The organism is Streptococcus sp. 151470009-6 (genome assembly GCF_053628175.1).
Map to the genome: position 1 here is coordinate 313,186 of NZ_JBSEZF010000002.1, position 13,430 is coordinate 326,615.

General features: G+C 43.2%; 12 protein-coding genes, 17 tRNA genes and 1 rRNA gene. 4 read left to right on the plus strand and 26 right to left on the minus strand.

Annotated features, from left to right (window positions below):
- Positions 1–2 precede the first annotated feature (2 nt).
- From ACUW6H_RS04955 to ACUW6H_RS04965, 3 genes are all read right to left on the minus strand, one after another.
- Positions 3–407: a PaaI family thioesterase gene (locus tag ACUW6H_RS04955; RefSeq protein ID WP_454362074.1), complete on the minus strand. Its 405-nt coding sequence runs from the start codon at positions 405–407 to the stop codon at positions 3–5.
- A 69-nt stretch (positions 408–476) separates the two neighbouring features.
- Positions 477–1,958 carry a UDP-glucose--hexose-1-phosphate uridylyltransferase gene (locus ACUW6H_RS04960; protein WP_454362076.1) on the minus strand — a complete coding sequence of 494 codons (1,482 nt, stop codon included), beginning with the start codon at positions 1,956–1,958 and terminating at the stop codon, positions 477–479.
- Between the two features lie 18 nt (positions 1,959–1,976).
- Positions 1,977–3,155 carry a galactokinase gene (locus ACUW6H_RS04965; protein ID WP_454362078.1) on the minus strand — a complete coding sequence of 393 codons (1,179 nt, stop codon included), beginning with the start codon at positions 3,153–3,155 and terminating at the stop codon, positions 1,977–1,979.
- Between the two features lie 164 nt (positions 3,156–3,319).
- On the opposite strand from ACUW6H_RS04965, the gene galR reads away from it, so the two are divergent.
- On the plus strand, positions 3,320–4,324 hold the full coding sequence (gene galR / locus ACUW6H_RS04970) for a DNA-binding transcriptional regulator GalR (protein ID WP_454362080.1): 1,005 nt from the start codon (positions 3,320–3,322) through the stop codon (positions 4,322–4,324).
- A 35-nt stretch (positions 4,325–4,359) separates the two neighbouring features.
- Here galR and ACUW6H_RS04975 read toward each other — a convergent pair whose 3' ends face one another.
- Complete coding sequence (locus tag ACUW6H_RS04975) at positions 4,360–5,250, minus strand: cation diffusion facilitator family transporter (protein ID WP_454362082.1); 891 nt, start codon at positions 5,248–5,250, stop codon at positions 4,360–4,362.
- Positions 5,251–5,382: 132 nt separating this feature from the next.
- On the opposite strand from ACUW6H_RS04975, the gene ACUW6H_RS04980 reads away from it, so the two are divergent.
- Positions 5,383–5,937 carry a TetR/AcrR family transcriptional regulator gene (locus ACUW6H_RS04980; protein ID WP_454362084.1) on the plus strand — a complete coding sequence of 185 codons (555 nt, stop codon included), beginning with the start codon at positions 5,383–5,385 and terminating at the stop codon, positions 5,935–5,937.
- A 26-nt stretch (positions 5,938–5,963) separates the two neighbouring features.
- Positions 5,964–6,296 (plus strand): glucuronide permease, encoded by a 333-nt coding sequence (locus ACUW6H_RS04985; RefSeq protein ID WP_454362086.1) that lies wholly within the window; start codon positions 5,964–5,966, stop codon positions 6,294–6,296.
- An 85-nt stretch (positions 6,297–6,381) separates the two neighbouring features.
- On the opposite strand, the gene ACUW6H_RS04990 is transcribed toward ACUW6H_RS04985, so the two are convergent.
- From ACUW6H_RS04990 to ACUW6H_RS05005, 4 genes are all read right to left on the minus strand, one after another.
- Positions 6,382–7,902, minus strand: a complete 1,521-nt coding sequence (locus tag ACUW6H_RS04990; RefSeq protein WP_454362088.1) for an ABC transporter permease/substrate-binding protein — start codon at positions 7,900–7,902, stop codon at positions 6,382–6,384.
- On the minus strand, positions 7,895–8,623 hold the full coding sequence (locus ACUW6H_RS04995; protein WP_447266585.1) for an ATP-binding cassette domain-containing protein: 729 nt from the start codon (positions 8,621–8,623) through the stop codon (positions 7,895–7,897). Before ACUW6H_RS04995 ends, ACUW6H_RS04990 begins: the two co-directional genes overlap by 8 nt.
- A gap of 72 nt (positions 8,624–8,695) precedes the next feature.
- A complete protein-coding gene (locus ACUW6H_RS05000) occupies positions 8,696–9,139 on the minus strand; it encodes a MarR family winged helix-turn-helix transcriptional regulator (RefSeq protein WP_084938931.1) in 444 nt (147 codons plus the stop codon).
- A 144-nt stretch (positions 9,140–9,283) separates the two neighbouring features.
- Positions 9,284–10,477, minus strand: a complete 1,194-nt coding sequence (locus ACUW6H_RS05005) for an O-antigen ligase family protein (RefSeq protein WP_454362104.1) — start codon at positions 10,475–10,477, stop codon at positions 9,284–9,286.
- Positions 10,478–10,752: 275 nt separating this feature from the next.
- Between ACUW6H_RS05005 and birA the strand changes: the two genes are divergently transcribed.
- On the plus strand, positions 10,753–11,688 hold the full coding sequence (gene birA / locus ACUW6H_RS05010; protein WP_454362091.1) for a bifunctional biotin--[acetyl-CoA-carboxylase] ligase/biotin operon repressor BirA: 936 nt from the start codon (positions 10,753–10,755) through the stop codon (positions 11,686–11,688).
- Between the two features lie 84 nt (positions 11,689–11,772).
- Here the strand turns inward: birA and ACUW6H_RS05015 are convergent.
- The 18 genes from ACUW6H_RS05015 to rrf form a co-directional block, all read right to left on the minus strand.
- Positions 11,773–11,860, minus strand: a tRNA-Ser gene (locus tag ACUW6H_RS05015).
- A gap of 6 nt (positions 11,861–11,866) precedes the next feature.
- A tRNA-Ile gene (locus ACUW6H_RS05020) sits at positions 11,867–11,940 on the minus strand.
- Positions 11,941–11,973: 33 nt separating this feature from the next.
- A tRNA-Gly gene (locus ACUW6H_RS05025) sits at positions 11,974–12,044 on the minus strand.
- A gap of 15 nt (positions 12,045–12,059) precedes the next feature.
- Positions 12,060–12,132 (minus strand) — tRNA-Phe (locus ACUW6H_RS05030).
- A gap of 3 nt (positions 12,133–12,135) precedes the next feature.
- Positions 12,136–12,209: transfer RNA gene (locus ACUW6H_RS05035), tRNA-Met, on the minus strand.
- 11 nt (positions 12,210–12,220) lie between these two features.
- Positions 12,221–12,310, minus strand: a tRNA-Ser gene (locus ACUW6H_RS05040).
- 9 nt (positions 12,311–12,319) lie between these two features.
- Positions 12,320–12,393 (minus strand) — tRNA-Ile (locus tag ACUW6H_RS05045).
- A gap of 13 nt (positions 12,394–12,406) precedes the next feature.
- A tRNA-Met gene (locus ACUW6H_RS05050) sits at positions 12,407–12,480 on the minus strand.
- 5 nt (positions 12,481–12,485) lie between these two features.
- A tRNA-Pro gene (locus ACUW6H_RS05055) sits at positions 12,486–12,559 on the minus strand.
- Positions 12,560–12,574: 15 nt separating this feature from the next.
- Positions 12,575–12,648, minus strand: a tRNA-Arg gene (locus ACUW6H_RS05060).
- An 11-nt stretch (positions 12,649–12,659) separates the two neighbouring features.
- Positions 12,660–12,745, minus strand: a tRNA-Leu gene (locus ACUW6H_RS05065).
- Positions 12,746–12,752: 7 nt separating this feature from the next.
- Positions 12,753–12,824 (minus strand) — tRNA-Gly (locus ACUW6H_RS05070).
- 22 nt (positions 12,825–12,846) lie between these two features.
- Positions 12,847–12,919 (minus strand) — tRNA-Thr (locus ACUW6H_RS05075).
- Positions 12,920–12,931: 12 nt separating this feature from the next.
- Positions 12,932–13,013, minus strand: a tRNA-Leu gene (locus ACUW6H_RS05080).
- A gap of 5 nt (positions 13,014–13,018) precedes the next feature.
- A tRNA-Lys gene (locus tag ACUW6H_RS05085) sits at positions 13,019–13,091 on the minus strand.
- Between the two features lie 24 nt (positions 13,092–13,115).
- Positions 13,116–13,188: transfer RNA gene (locus tag ACUW6H_RS05090), tRNA-Asp, on the minus strand.
- A 2-nt stretch (positions 13,189–13,190) separates the two neighbouring features.
- Positions 13,191–13,263, minus strand: a tRNA-Val gene (locus ACUW6H_RS05095).
- Between the two features lie 5 nt (positions 13,264–13,268).
- Positions 13,269–13,384: ribosomal RNA gene (rrf, locus tag ACUW6H_RS05100) — 5S ribosomal RNA — on the minus strand.
- Between the last annotated feature and the right edge of the window lie 46 nt (positions 13,385–13,430).

Consider the following 13,430-nt stretch of genomic DNA (forward strand, 5'->3'; position numbering starts at 1 on the left):
TTCTATATCCTCACCTGTCTCTCATCTGAACGCTGGCCTGTAACAAACATGGTAAAGGTTGCCTTACAGACATTTTTACCCTCTTGATTGGTGATAGCAACATCCACGACACAGGTTGTACGGCCTTGATGGACACATTCTCCTTTTATGGTCAACACATCATCGCGTTTCCCTGCCTTGAGATAGTTGATGGAGGATTGGAGCGTCACTACGTCTAGTCCTAGCGAGATGAGCACCAATCCACTAATCTGATCACAGAGGGTAAAGAGATAGCCACCATGAGCATTGCCATAGTAGTTGAGCGACGAGTCCACTACTTTGGTCGTCACCTCAACGTGGCCATCTTTCATCTCTTTAATTTCATAATTTTCAAAAGCTGATATAGCGTCAAAATGAAAATCTTTCATATTTTCCTCCTAAATTTCAAACACTATATCATACTACTACTTTTTACAAGACTAGGCAAGAAAAATTTCTTAGTCTGGTAAAATTCCAACCTGTTCAACAAAGCGCATAAAGGCTGCATGTCCCTGCTCCGTTTGCTTGTAGACTCCCGCATCCTCAAGTACACGAGCAAAGATAGCACCCACAGAGTCCTTAACGATTTCAAGGGCTTTTTCTTTATCCGTCAGATCTGGATGTTGGAATTTGAGTTGATCTGCCCATTCCTGATGATAAGCGGTAACTGAGACATCTTCTCCCACTAGGTAGTTAGCGACTTGCTCCACTTCTTCTTTCAGACGTGGTGGAAGGATAGCCAAGCCCATGACCTCAATCAAGCCGATATTTTCCTTCTTGATATGTTGGACATCCTTGTGAGGATGATAGATGCCGTCAGGATGCTCTGCCGAAGTCTGATTGTCCCGCAAGACCAAGTCCAACTCAAACTGTCCATCACGTTTGCGGGCAATCGGTGTGATAGTATGATGCGGTATCCCGTCTGTCTCTGCTAAAATCTGCACACTAGGATCTGAATACTGGCGCCATTCCTGCAAAATCTTGTCAGCCAAGTTGGTCAAATCCTCTTTGGAATCCGAAGCCAAACGAAGCACTGACATAGGCCACTTGACAATCCCAGCCTTGACCTGTTCAAAACCAGTAAATCGGAAGGCCTTTTGCAGAGGAGCCAATTCCATAGGAAAGATATGACGCCCTCCCTGATAGTGGTCATGGGTTAGGATAGAACCACCAACGATTGGTAAGTCCGCATTTGAACCCGCAAAATAGCCTGGAAACTGCTCTACGATAGCCAACAAACGCTCAAAGCTCTGCCGACTAATGGCCATGGGACGATGCTGTCCATCTAAGAAAATACAGTGCTCATTAAAGTAAGCATAGGGCGAATACTGGAAGCCCCACTCCTGACCCGCCATTTCAAAACGGATAATACGGTGGTTGCTTCGAGCTGGGTGGTTGATCCGGCCATAGTAGCCCTCATTCTCTAAACAAAGCTGACACTGAGGATAATTGCTAGCTTGCACCAACTTAGCCGCAGCAATCTCCTTAGGATCCTTTTCAGGCTTAGAGAGATTAATCGTGATTTCCAGTTCTCCGTAATCAGACGGCACACGATAAGCAATGTTTTTAGCAATGGCCTTGAGTTTGATGTAGTCATTTTTTTGACTAAGTTGGTAAAAATCTGCTATTGCCTGTTCGGGAGATTGGGCATAGGTTGCCCAGAAGTCACGATTGACCTGACTTGGACAAGGCGTTACCAAGTCCATCAGTTCAACACCGAGAATCTCACGCGCAGTCTGACTATCCTCAATCGTCTCTAATCGAACCGCTTCCTCAATCAACTTGTCTTTGAGGTCAATCACTTTATCCAAATCCGTCTCAATTTCCAAAACACCATCGCCCACTAGTGCCAAGACACGGTTGGTCAGATAGATTCGATCCATTTCCTCAAATGAACTTTCAGAAATGATATGTGTTACAAATTTATCTACTAATGTCACTATAGAGCCTCCTTTTGATTAATCAAGGATGCGAGTGCCACCTGCAACTTCAGCGATATAGAAGCTTGGAGCATATCCAACTACTTCCTCGTAGTGTTTACCTACAGCTTCCTTAAATGCCTCAACAGCGTCTTTTTGAACCAAGGCAATGGCACATCCGCCAAAACCTGCCCCTGTCATACGAGCACCGAGAACACCTTCTTGAGCCCAAGCTGTGTGAACAAGGGTATCCAATTCCAAACCAGTTACTTCATAGTCATGTTCTAGAGAGACGTGAGAAGCATTCATCAAGCGTCCAAATGTTTCCAAATCACCTGCTTGAAGGGCTGCTTGAGCTTTAAGGGTACGTTGGTTTTCAAGCACAGCATGGCGAGCACGTTTCAAACGATTTTCGTCTTTAATCAGGTAGCTGTATTGATCAAATGCCCACTCATCCAATTCACCCAAGGTCTGAATATCCAAGGCAACTTGCAATTCTTCCACAGCTTTTTCACATTCAGCACGGCGTTCATTGTATTTGGAATCTGCCAATTCACGACGTTTATTGGTGTTCATAATAACAACGACATTGTCTTTCAAATCAAGTGGTACCAAGTCGTATTCCAAAGTGTTGGTATCTAAGTAAATGGCACGTTGGTCAGCTCCCATACCAATAGCAAATTGGTCCATGATGCCTGAGTTGACTCCGATAAAGTTGTTTTCTGTCTGTTTTCCGATTTTAACCAAATCCAAACGCTCTAGTTTTAAATCAAAGAGATGCTCTGCCACAACCCCTGTCAAGAGTTCCAAGGATGCTGAAGAAGACAAACCAGCACCATTTGGGATATTCCCAAAGACATAGAAATCAAAACCTTTGTCAATGACATGGCCAGCTTCTTGCAAGAAATGAAGGACACCTTTTGGATAGTTGGTCCAGTTGTGCTCTTTTTCAAACTTGAGGTCAGCAAGAGGCACTTCGATGATACCCTTGTCCTCAAAGTTGGCTGAGTAGAAACGCAAGATTTGGTCGTCACGCTTGCGAGCCGCTCCATAGGTTCCCAAGGAAATAGCCGCTGGGAAAACATGTCCACCATTGTAATCCGTGTGTTCACCAATCAAATTGATACGACCTGGTGAAAAGAAAGTTTGGTCTGCTTCTTGACCAAAAACGGCAAGAAAGTCTTTGCGAAGGGCTTCAGCAGTAAGATGTTGTGTCATATAAATTCTCCTTTGACTGTCCGTTAAGTCACCTTAACGTGTAATCGTTTTCTTCTATTGTATCCGAGGCTTTTACCAAGGTCAATCCTTTTTACTAAAGTTTTACTAAACAACCGGTAAAAAGAAGAAAAATATGATATACTAACCTAAAAGGAGGAGGATTTATGGCTACCTTAAAAGACATTGCACAGCTAGCCTCTGTCTCTATCGCGACCGTATCCCGTGTCCTCAATCGCGACCAGAGCCTATCTGTCACAGAAGAAACCAGACATCGTATTTTAACCGTTGCTGAAGAGCTGGGCTATACCAAGCACCTCAAGACAGGCGAATCCCACAAACCCAAGCAGAAGATTGCCATTATCCAATGGGTCAGCGAACAAGGGGAGCTAGACGACCTCTACTATTATCAGATTCGTCTCGGTATTGAAAAAAGAGCCCAAGAGTTGGACTATGACATCTTGCGCTATTTTAATGACCATCCTTTTACATTAAGCGAGGAAGTGATTGGCATTCTCTGCATCGGAAAATTTAGCCGAGCTCAGATTTCTGCTTTTGAAGAATACCAAAAACCTCTAGTCTTTATAGACAGCGATACCCTCTCATTAGGACATACCTGTATTATCACTGACTTTCACACTGCTGTAAAACAAGTTGTCGATCACTTCCTCAGACAAGGGCTTGATCGTATCGGGATTCTCACAGGCCTTGAGGAAACAACCGACCAGGAAGAAATTATCCAGGATAAGCGACTTGAAAATTTCAAAGACATTGCCCAAGCAAAAGGAATCTACCATGAAGAACTGGTCTTTCAGGGGAGCTTTACTGCCCAGTCTGGCTATGACTTGATGAAGGAGGCCATTCACAAGCTAGGAGAACAACTACCACCAGCCTTTTTCGCAGCCAGCGATAGTTTAGCCATCGGTGCCCTTCGTGCCCTTCAAGAAGCTGGAATTAGCTTGCCAGACCGTGTCAGTCTCATTTCTTTTAACGATACTAGCCTGACCAAGCAGGTCTATCCTCCTCTTTCTAGCATTACCGTCTATACCGAAGAAATGGGCCGAGCAGGTATGGATATTCTTAACAAAGAAGTCCTTCACGGTCGCAAAATCCCTAGCCTAACCATGCTGGGCACCAGACTGACATTGAGAGAGAGTACAAGGAATGAATAGGATATCAAAACGACCTCAATAAGAGGTCGTCTTTTCTAATGATGATGCCCATGATTCTGCTCTAAGGCTGTTACCCTCCGCTTATGTTGCGCATGGTTGCTTTGACTGCTATCTACTTCAATAGTAATATTCTGCACGCCTCTTTCTTCTAGGAGTTGACGCACTGCTTCTTTGGTTTCCATCATCTGCTCCCAGTCTTTGATACAAATGTGGACAATGGCATTGTTCTCTAGACCATCCATGGACCAAATGCTAAGTTGATTGACACTTTTGACATTGGGTAGAGCCTCTAAATCCTTCTCCAAATCACTTGTCTCAACCCCTTCTGGCACAGCATCTAGGAAAATTTTCAGTGCGCTCCAAAAGCGAGGAATGGCTTTCCAGAGAATAAAGCAAGAAATCAAAAGCGATAAAAGCGGATCAAGAAAATACCAGTCAGTAACATACAAAATACCAGCAACCAGAATGACCGCTAGCCAACCCAGAATATCTTCTAGAAAATGCAAGGTCAGGATAGCTTCGTTCTTGGTCTGACCCTTACGAACGACCAAACTAGCCAAGAGATTGATAAGAATCGCAAGAAACCCCAACCACAGCATCCCTTGGTAGTTGACAGGTTGGGGGGATAGGAGGCGAGGAATATTCTCCAAGAGCACCATGACAGATCCTGTCAAAAGGATCAAGGCAGTCAGCATGGCACCTAGCAGACTGAAACGTTTGTAACCAAGAGTGTAACGTTTGTCTTCCTGACGATTGGAAATAGTTTCCAAGCAAGCTGATACGCCTATGGCAAGGGCATCACCCAAATCATGAACCGCATCCGCTAATACAGCGCTTGAATTGAAGATGACCCCAAAAATAAATTCGATAACAGAAAATGATAGATTCAAGAAAAAGGCTAGCCAGATAGATGTTTTAGAACTCATTTCTCCTCCTCCTTTGGTATAATGGGTATATACATACTTCTTTCATTTGTATTATCTAATAAAATCCAAAGAAAGGATAGAAGCAAACTGTCAGCCTTATTCAGTTCTGAACAGTTAGCCTCAAGTGTCTATATGCAAAAAAGAGATCGTCGGGTTAGTAAGACGAAAAAAGCCATTTATCAAGCTTTTCTACAAGTTTTGAACGACAAGGGCTATGATGCCACTACTGTCCAAGATATCATTGACTTGGCAGATGTTGGGCGCTCGACCTTTTACTGTCACTACGAGAGCAAGGAACTGCTTTTAGATGAGCTCTGTCGCTACCTCTTTCATCATCTCTTTGAAAGGGAAGAACACTTAACTACAGAAGGCTACCTCGCACATATCTTTTTACATTTTCAAAAAAACCAGGACCATGTCACTAGTCTTCTTTTTTCAAAAAACGACTACTTTCTCCGCCAACTACACAAGGAACTCGAACACCATGTTTACCCCATGGTAGCGGAGGATTTGCAAGAGGCCTATCCGAACATACCAGCCTCCTACCTCAAACATTTTGTAGTAACTAATTTTATCGAAACACTAACCTGGTGGCTAAAAAAAGGAAAATCTTATACAGAAGATCAAGTAGTGAGATTTTACTTAGATGTGATTGAGATGACTTCTACAAAATCACTTGATATCTAATCCTGTTACGAAGAAAGGAATCAACCATGTTAACTTCTATTATCCTAGGAATTCTGACAATTGTACTAGCTCTCGGTTTTTCACTTCTCCATCTCGCAGCTGCTTTCGCAGCCATGAAAGAAAAAAACTACTGTCGGGGAAATATGTGTATCTTGGTAGGGAGCTGTCTCACCTCACTAGCTCTTGCTATCTTTTTCTTTATCCCGCTTGCAACTGTCGTCTTATGGATAGTGGGCTCTAGCATCATCTGCTACGGTGCTTACTGGAATGGGCAACAGCAAGAAAGTCAACATATATCGCACCACATTATAAGGGGCACACTAGCGGCTTTGATCACGCTCTTGTTTATCTTACTCTAACATTAAAAATCCCATCTCGAATTATAGACGAGATGGGATTTTGCCTGCTAAAGAAGGGAGCTAGTGACTACCACTGACTTTCCTTTTATTTCTTCAACAAGCCTTGTTCTTGTAGAAATTCTTTGGCTACTTGTTCTGCTGACTTGCCTTCTACACCAACTTGGTAGTTGAGCTGGCTCATCTGGCTTTCAGTAATTTTACCAGCCAATTTATTGAGAACTTTCTCCAACTCAGGGTGTTTCTTGAGAAGAGCTTCTTTCATCAGAGGAGCCCCTTGATAAGGTGGGAAGAGTTGCTTGTCATCTTCCAAGACCTGCAAATCATAACGCGCCAATTCTGCATCCGTCGAATAGGCATCCGTAATTTGAATATCGCCTGACTGAATTGCCTGATAGCGAAGAGCTGGCTCCATGGTCGCTACGTTGAGATTGAGACCATACATTGATTGCAAGCCCTTATTGCCATCCTCACGGTCATTAAACTCCAGAGTAAACCCAGCCTTCAGCTGCCCTTCCACTTTTTTCAAGTCCGAAATGGTCTTCAAGCCATATTCTTGAGCAATCTTTTTCGGAACAGCTACAGCGTAGGTATTTTGATAAGACATAGGTTTGAGATAAGCCAGATGATCCTGTTTGGCAATACCATCACGCGCCACCTGATAAACCTGTTCTGGCTCATGCCCCACTTGAGGTGAGGGTTGAAGCAAACTTTCAGTCACCGTACCGGTAAATTCAGGATAGATGTCAATATCCCCTTTTTTCAGAGCTTCATAGAGGAAACTTGTTTTCCCAAAATTCGGTTTAACCGTTGCCGTCATCTCTGTATTTTCTTCAATCAAGAGTTTATACATATTGGCCAAAATTTCTGGTTCAGGCCCCAATTTCCCAGCAATCACCAAGTTCTCTTTCTCTTTTTGGGCTAATAGAGCTGGACTATAAGACAAACCGAGCAAGATTGTCACCAAGGCAAAACCAGAGAAAATCGTCCGCAATTTCGCTTTTTCCATCACTTTTAGTAGGAAGTTAAAGGCAATGGCTAGCACTGCTGAAGAAAGGGCCCCAATCAAAATCAGACTGGTATTATTGCGGTCGATTCCTAAAAGGATAAAGGATCCCAGCCCTCCTGCCCCAATCAAGGCTGCCAAGGTTGCCGTACCGATAATCAAGACCGCTGCTGTCCGAATACCTGACATCATAACAGGCATGGCAAGTGGAATTTCAAACTTCTTGAGGCGCTCCCACCTGGTCATCCCAAAGGCAATCCCAGCCTCTTGCAGACTTGGATCAATTCCCTTTAACCCCGTGATGGTATTTTGCAAAATCGGGAAAATCGCATAGATCACTAGAGCTGTCAAGGCCGGTAAGGTCCCAATTCCCATCAAGGGGATGAAGAGTCCCAACAAGGCAAGAGACGGGATGGTCTGGAAAATCCCTGCAATCTGCAAAACCCAATCTGCCAACTTTTCATGATAACGAAGAAATACCGCTAAGGGGACTGCAAGCAAAATAGCCAGTAACAAGGTCAAAAGTGACAACTGCAAATGTTGAGATAGGGCTGTTACCCAATCACCAAAACGATCCTGAAAAGTTGATATCAAATTAGCCATGAACACTACCTCCAAACAAGTCTGCTACAAAGTCCGTGGCAGGCGCTTTTAAAATCGTCTCGGGATTCGCCACCTGACGAATCTCTCCATCTTGCAAAACAGCAATACGATCACCTAATTTCAATGCCTCATCCGTATCATGAGTGACGAAAACAGTTGTCATCCCAAACTCTTTATGCAATTCTTTCGTCAGAACCTGCAACTGTTTTCTCGAAATAGCATCCAAAGCCGAAAAGGGCTCATCCATAAGCAAAATCTTAGGCTGACCAATCATGGCACGGACAATGCCGACCCGTTGCTGCTCCCCACCAGACAGTTCACTTGGAAGTCGATGCCCATACTCAGCTACTGGCAAGCCAACCTTAGCCAAAAGCTCTTCTGTTTTCGTCGCTATTTCTTCCTTAGTCCAGCCCTTCATCTCAGGAATGAGGGAAATATTTTCCGCAACTGTTAGATTGGGAAACAGAGCAATAGCCTGTAAAACATAACCAGTAGAAAGACGAAGTTCACGCTCATCATAGTCTTTGATGCGCTTGCCATCCATATAAATATTTCCATCAGTTGGTTCCAAGAGACGGTTAATCATCTTGATCATGGTCGTCTTACCGGACCCAGAAGGTCCAACTAAAACCATGAACTCCCCATTCTCAATCCGTAAATTGACATCTCTCAAAACATCTTTTTCTGTGTAGCGTAGCGCTACATTTTTGTATTCTATCATTCTTTGTCCTCAATTTAAAATTTTCCTCGGTTTGTCAAGTTACCAAACTTTTAATAACTAATTTACCCCATTCTAAACCTCATTAGCTTTTTCTTTCAAATTTTCTAAAATACGTTCCTGATAATTTTCAAACTGACGAATTTCTTCCTCAGAGAAACCTTTATAAAAAATAGCATCCAATTTTTTACTGACACGATTGCCAACTTCTTTCTGGGACCAACCTTGCTCTGTCAACTTGACATATTTCTTTCGCTTATCTATTCCACATGGGCTAATGATGACCAGATTTTGCTCCTCAAGTTTCTTAATCATGCTTGTCAGCGTATTATTGGTCAATCCTGTCGCAAGTGCAATATCTGTCGCCGTAGCGCAACCCGTTTCACTCTTCCATAACACCGTGAGAATCTTACCCTGTTCACTCCGATAAAGAGCCTCAGAATCCTGACTTAATAACTTTTGAAATAGCCGCCCATTCAATAAACGAATATGGTGGGCTACTAAATGACTATCTTTCATGACCTCTCCAATTTATTTCTATATCGAATTATATTTCATTGTAATACTTATCATTCCATCTGTCAACTATTTCGATTTAGAAATAATTTCCACCAACAAAAAAGACCTCCTACCTAAAGTAGAAGATCTTCACTATTTATTAACTTAATCTGTCATTTCGGATACCAAGGTTCGATGTTCCAGTGGTAAACTGCACATAACTAGCAAGAAGATGAATCCTGACTGTACCCAGAAGAGAGCCAAGTCAAAAATTCCATGTACAGCGACTACTGTCAGGAAGGAGAGATAAAGACCGATAATTGGTCGTTTACCAGACTCCTGACTCATATCCATCATCATGTGAACCGGGATAACCGAAGAAATGGATAGGAGAATGGTTCCAATTAAACCATAACTTAAAATAGTATCGATGTAAAGACTATGCGCGTGTTCGTGGTAAGGTGCATGAATTCTAGGATAGGAATTCATATAGGTTAGTGGTCCCTCACCCCAGATCGGATTTTGTTTAAACAAAGTCATACCCGCATTCCAAATTGAAACACGCTCTTCCATTGAAGAATCTAGCGTTCCCATACGGACACCCAAATCGCTTGAGAAGAGGAAACAAAGGCCAATCCCGAAAACTCCAATACTGAGCCAAAAGGCACGCCAGTTTTTAATGGTTGTAAAGAGATAAATGATGGCACCAGCGATGATGGCAGGAAATGCTGTTCTATTTTGTGTAAAATTCAAACCAAATAGATTCACAAAACCTGCTAGCACACAAAAGACTTTCAACCATCTTAGCTTCGTCGTTGTAAAGAGATAAAAGGCAATCATGATACAGAAGCAACAAATGATCCCATAGTAGTTAGGATTAAAGAAGGTGACCTCTGCACGGTTTTGGTGCCATACTTGCATATTGGGCGAAAGAAAGGCGTAGTTAAATTTCTTTACAATTTGGAAATGCTCCAAAGTAGCAAAAGCGGCAGAGACAACACTACCAAACAAAACCGTCTGGAGTATCAGTCGAAAGAAAGCATGCGTCAGACGCTTCTGGTAAAAACTAAAGAAAATAAGAAATAGGAGCATCAGGAAAGATGCTGCTAGACCAAGCCAGTTCTTGGCAACAATGGAAATGACACTACTGTAGGCAATAAAAAAGAGAAGTACAGGATGTTTGGCTAATCCTTTGATAATTCCCTTCATCTCCCCAGTAACAAGTAAACCTATCAAATATAAAGCAAAGAGTGCTAAGAACAAATAAAAAGGTAAAAAGATACTCATGATCATCAGATACAAAAAGAAATCTTTTCTCGAAAGCCCTCTTATCTTATCCAGTAATCCAATTGATTTCAAAACGGATCCTTTCTGTTCTGGATTTCTCCAGAAGATAAATGCTAAACTATCTTTATATTCTACCATTTTTTCCGTCATTTGGGAACAATGAACACGTTATCAAAAAGAAAAAACTTTTACGGAAGTATCAAAGTATACTCTGTTATATTCAAAGACATTCCAGTCCAGTAGTTGCTAGAGAAAAAGAAGGAAACTTCTAAAAAAGGAAAAGCTATGGTAGAATATAATAAAGTTGAAAATAACTACTATTGAACGACAGTTAAAAAGGAAAATCAATGAAATCACACCAACTAGTCTACCAAATACTAACCAGAGAAAACGACTATGTCAGCGGAGAAAAAATTGGCGAAGAACTGAATCTAAGTCGGACATCCATATGGAAAGCAATCCAACGCCTCCAACAAGAAGGGCTCATGATCGACAGTATTAAAAATAGAGGTTACAAGCTTATCCAAGGCGATCTGATATTGCCTGGTTTGATTCAGGAGAAAACCAACTTAACCATTCGCTACAAACCTGAGACCAAATCAACACAAACAGATGCAAAAGAAGGGATTGAAGCTGGAAACAAAGGAAATACACTCTATCTTTCAACCTGTCAAACAGCAGGTCGTGGCCGCTTTCAGCGTCCCTACTATTCCCCATCTCAGGGTGGGATCTATATGTCTCTGCATATTCAACCCAATCTTCCCTATGAAAAACTTCCATCCTATACACTCCTTGTTGCCTCAGCAGTCTACAAAGCCATTAAAAATCTAACTATGATAGAAGTCGATATCAAATGGGTAAATGACATCTACTTTAAAAATAAAAAGATAGCAGGTATCCTCACCGAAGCAATGACTTCAGTTGAGACAGGCTTGGTTACAGATGTCATTATCGGACTTGGTATAAATTTTTCTATAGAAGACTTTCCAGAAGAACTAAAAGAAAAAGCAGGTAGCCTATTTATGCCACCTGCACCAATTAGTCGTAATGAGCTCATCAGCGAAATATGGAATTGTTTCTACAATACGGATCCAGACGAGCTATTCTATCTCTATAAAGAGAGATCAATCGTACTGGGAAAGAAAATCACCTTCCAGCGAAATGGACAAAATGAAAAAGGAATGGCAAAAGATATCTCAAACACCGGTCAACTTCAAGTCGAACTAGAAGACAAAAAAAGCATTTGGCTAAATAGTGGAGAGATTTCCCTAACAAGTTGGTAATTAAAAATCCCCCCTCTTATAAACTAAGAGGGGGATAACTTATCTTACAAAGGCAACAAAAAAAGAGTTAACACTCTTAAATTACGGAGAATGGGGGATTCGAACCCCCGCGCCAGTTACCCGACCTAACGATTTAGCAAACCGTCCTCTTCAGCCTCTTGAGTAATTCTCCTATTAATGGGCACGAGTGGACTCGAACCACCGACCTCACGCTTATCAGGCGTGCGCTCTAACCACCTGAGCTACGCGCCCAAGTTAAAAACTTGGTATTTGAACAAAGTTCAAAGCGGGTGACGAGAATCGAACTCGCGACAACAGCTTGGAAGGCTGTAGTTTTACCACTAAACTACACCCGCATAGAAGATTAAATATGGCGCGAGACGGAATCGAACCGCCGACACATGGAGCTTCAATCCATTGCTCTACCAACTGAGCTACCGAGCCAAATTGCGGGAGCAGGATTTGAACCTACGACCTTCGGGTTATGAGCCCGACGAGCTACCGAGCTGCTCCATCCCGCGTTAATATAAAAAGGAGGATGTGGGATTCGAACCCACGCACGCTTTTACACGCCTGACGGTTTTCAAGACCGTTCCCTTCAGCCGGACTTGGGTAATCCTCCATTTTTGAATGGACCTTGTAGGACTTGAACCTACGACCACTCGGTTATGAGCCGAGAGCTCTAACCAGCTGAGCTAAAGGTCCAACAAGATCATTATAGCGGCGAAGGGGATCGAACCCCCGACCTCCCGGGTATGAACCGGACGCTCTAGCCAGCTGAGCTACACCGCCATCAATCGGGAAGACAGGATTCGAACCTGCGACACCTTGGTCCCAAACCAAGTACTCTACCAAGCTGAGCTACTTCCCGAGTTAAATAGAAAAATGCACCCTAGAGGAGTCGAACCTCTAACCGCCTGATTCGTAGTCAGGTACTCTATCCAGTTGAGCTAAGGGTGCCCATCAATATATGCCGAGGACCGGAATCGAACCGGTACGATCGTTACCAATCGCAGGATTTTAAGTCCTGTGCGTCTGCCAGTTCCGCCACCCCGGCCTCTCTAAGCGAACGACGGGATTCGAACCCGCGACCCCCACCTTGGCAAGGTGGTGTTCTACCACTGAACTACGTTCGCATCGACCTCTTATATAAAAAAATGCCGGCTACATGACTTGAACACGCGACCCTCTGATTACAAATCAGATGCTCTACCAACTGAGCTAAGCCGGCTGATTTCTATTATGCGGGTTAAGGGACTTGAACCCCCACGCCGTTAAGCGCCAGATCCTAAATCTGGTGCGTCTGCCAATTCCGCCAAACCCGCAAAGATGACCCGTACTGGGCTCGAACCAGTGACCCATTGATTAAAAGTCAATTGCTCTACCAACTGAGCTAACGAGTCTAAAATAACTTCCGTTATCTTAAACGGTCCCGACGGGAATCGAACCCGCGATCTTCGCCGTGACAGGGCGACGTGATAACCGCTACACTACGGGACCTATGGGAGTTAACGGGATCGAACCGCTGACCCTCTGCTTGTAAGGCAGATGCTCTCCCAGCTGAGCTAAACTCCCAAAGAGCTAAGCGACTTCCATATCTCACAGGGGGCAACCCCCAACTACTTCCGGCGTTCTAGGGCTTAACTGCTGTGTTCGGCATGGGTACAGGTGTATCTCCTAGGCTATCGTCACTTAACTCTGAGTAATACCTACTCAAAATTGAATATCTATCAAATCACAAG

Excerpts from the sequence above, each read along its gene's own strand:
- ACUW6H_RS04955 (WP_454362074.1), bottom strand. The coding sequence starts at position 407 with ATGAAAGATTTTCATTTTGACGCTATATCAGCTTTTGAAAATTATGAA.
- ACUW6H_RS04965 (WP_454362078.1), bottom strand. The coding sequence starts at position 3,155 with ATGACACAACATCTTACTGCTGAAGCCCTTCGCAAAGACTTTCTTGCC.
- galR (WP_454362080.1), top strand. The coding sequence starts at position 3,320 with ATGGCTACCTTAAAAGACATTGCACAGCTAGCCTCTGTCTCTATCGCG.
- ACUW6H_RS04975 (WP_454362082.1), bottom strand. The coding sequence starts at position 5,250 with ATGAGTTCTAAAACATCTATCTGGCTAGCCTTTTTCTTGAATCTATCA.
- ACUW6H_RS04980 (WP_454362084.1), top strand. The coding sequence starts at position 5,383 with ATGCAAAAAAGAGATCGTCGGGTTAGTAAGACGAAAAAAGCCATTTAT.
- ACUW6H_RS04985 (WP_454362086.1), top strand. The coding sequence starts at position 5,964 with ATGTTAACTTCTATTATCCTAGGAATTCTGACAATTGTACTAGCTCTC.
- ACUW6H_RS04990 (WP_454362088.1), bottom strand. The coding sequence starts at position 7,902 with ATGGCTAATTTGATATCAACTTTTCAGGATCGTTTTGGTGATTGGGTA.
- ACUW6H_RS04995 (WP_447266585.1), bottom strand. The coding sequence starts at position 8,623 with ATGATAGAATACAAAAATGTAGCGCTACGCTACACAGAAAAAGATGTT.
- ACUW6H_RS05000 (WP_084938931.1), bottom strand. The coding sequence starts at position 9,139 with ATGAAAGATAGTCATTTAGTAGCCCACCATATTCGTTTATTGAATGGG.
- birA (WP_454362091.1), top strand. The coding sequence starts at position 10,753 with ATGAAATCACACCAACTAGTCTACCAAATACTAACCAGAGAAAACGAC.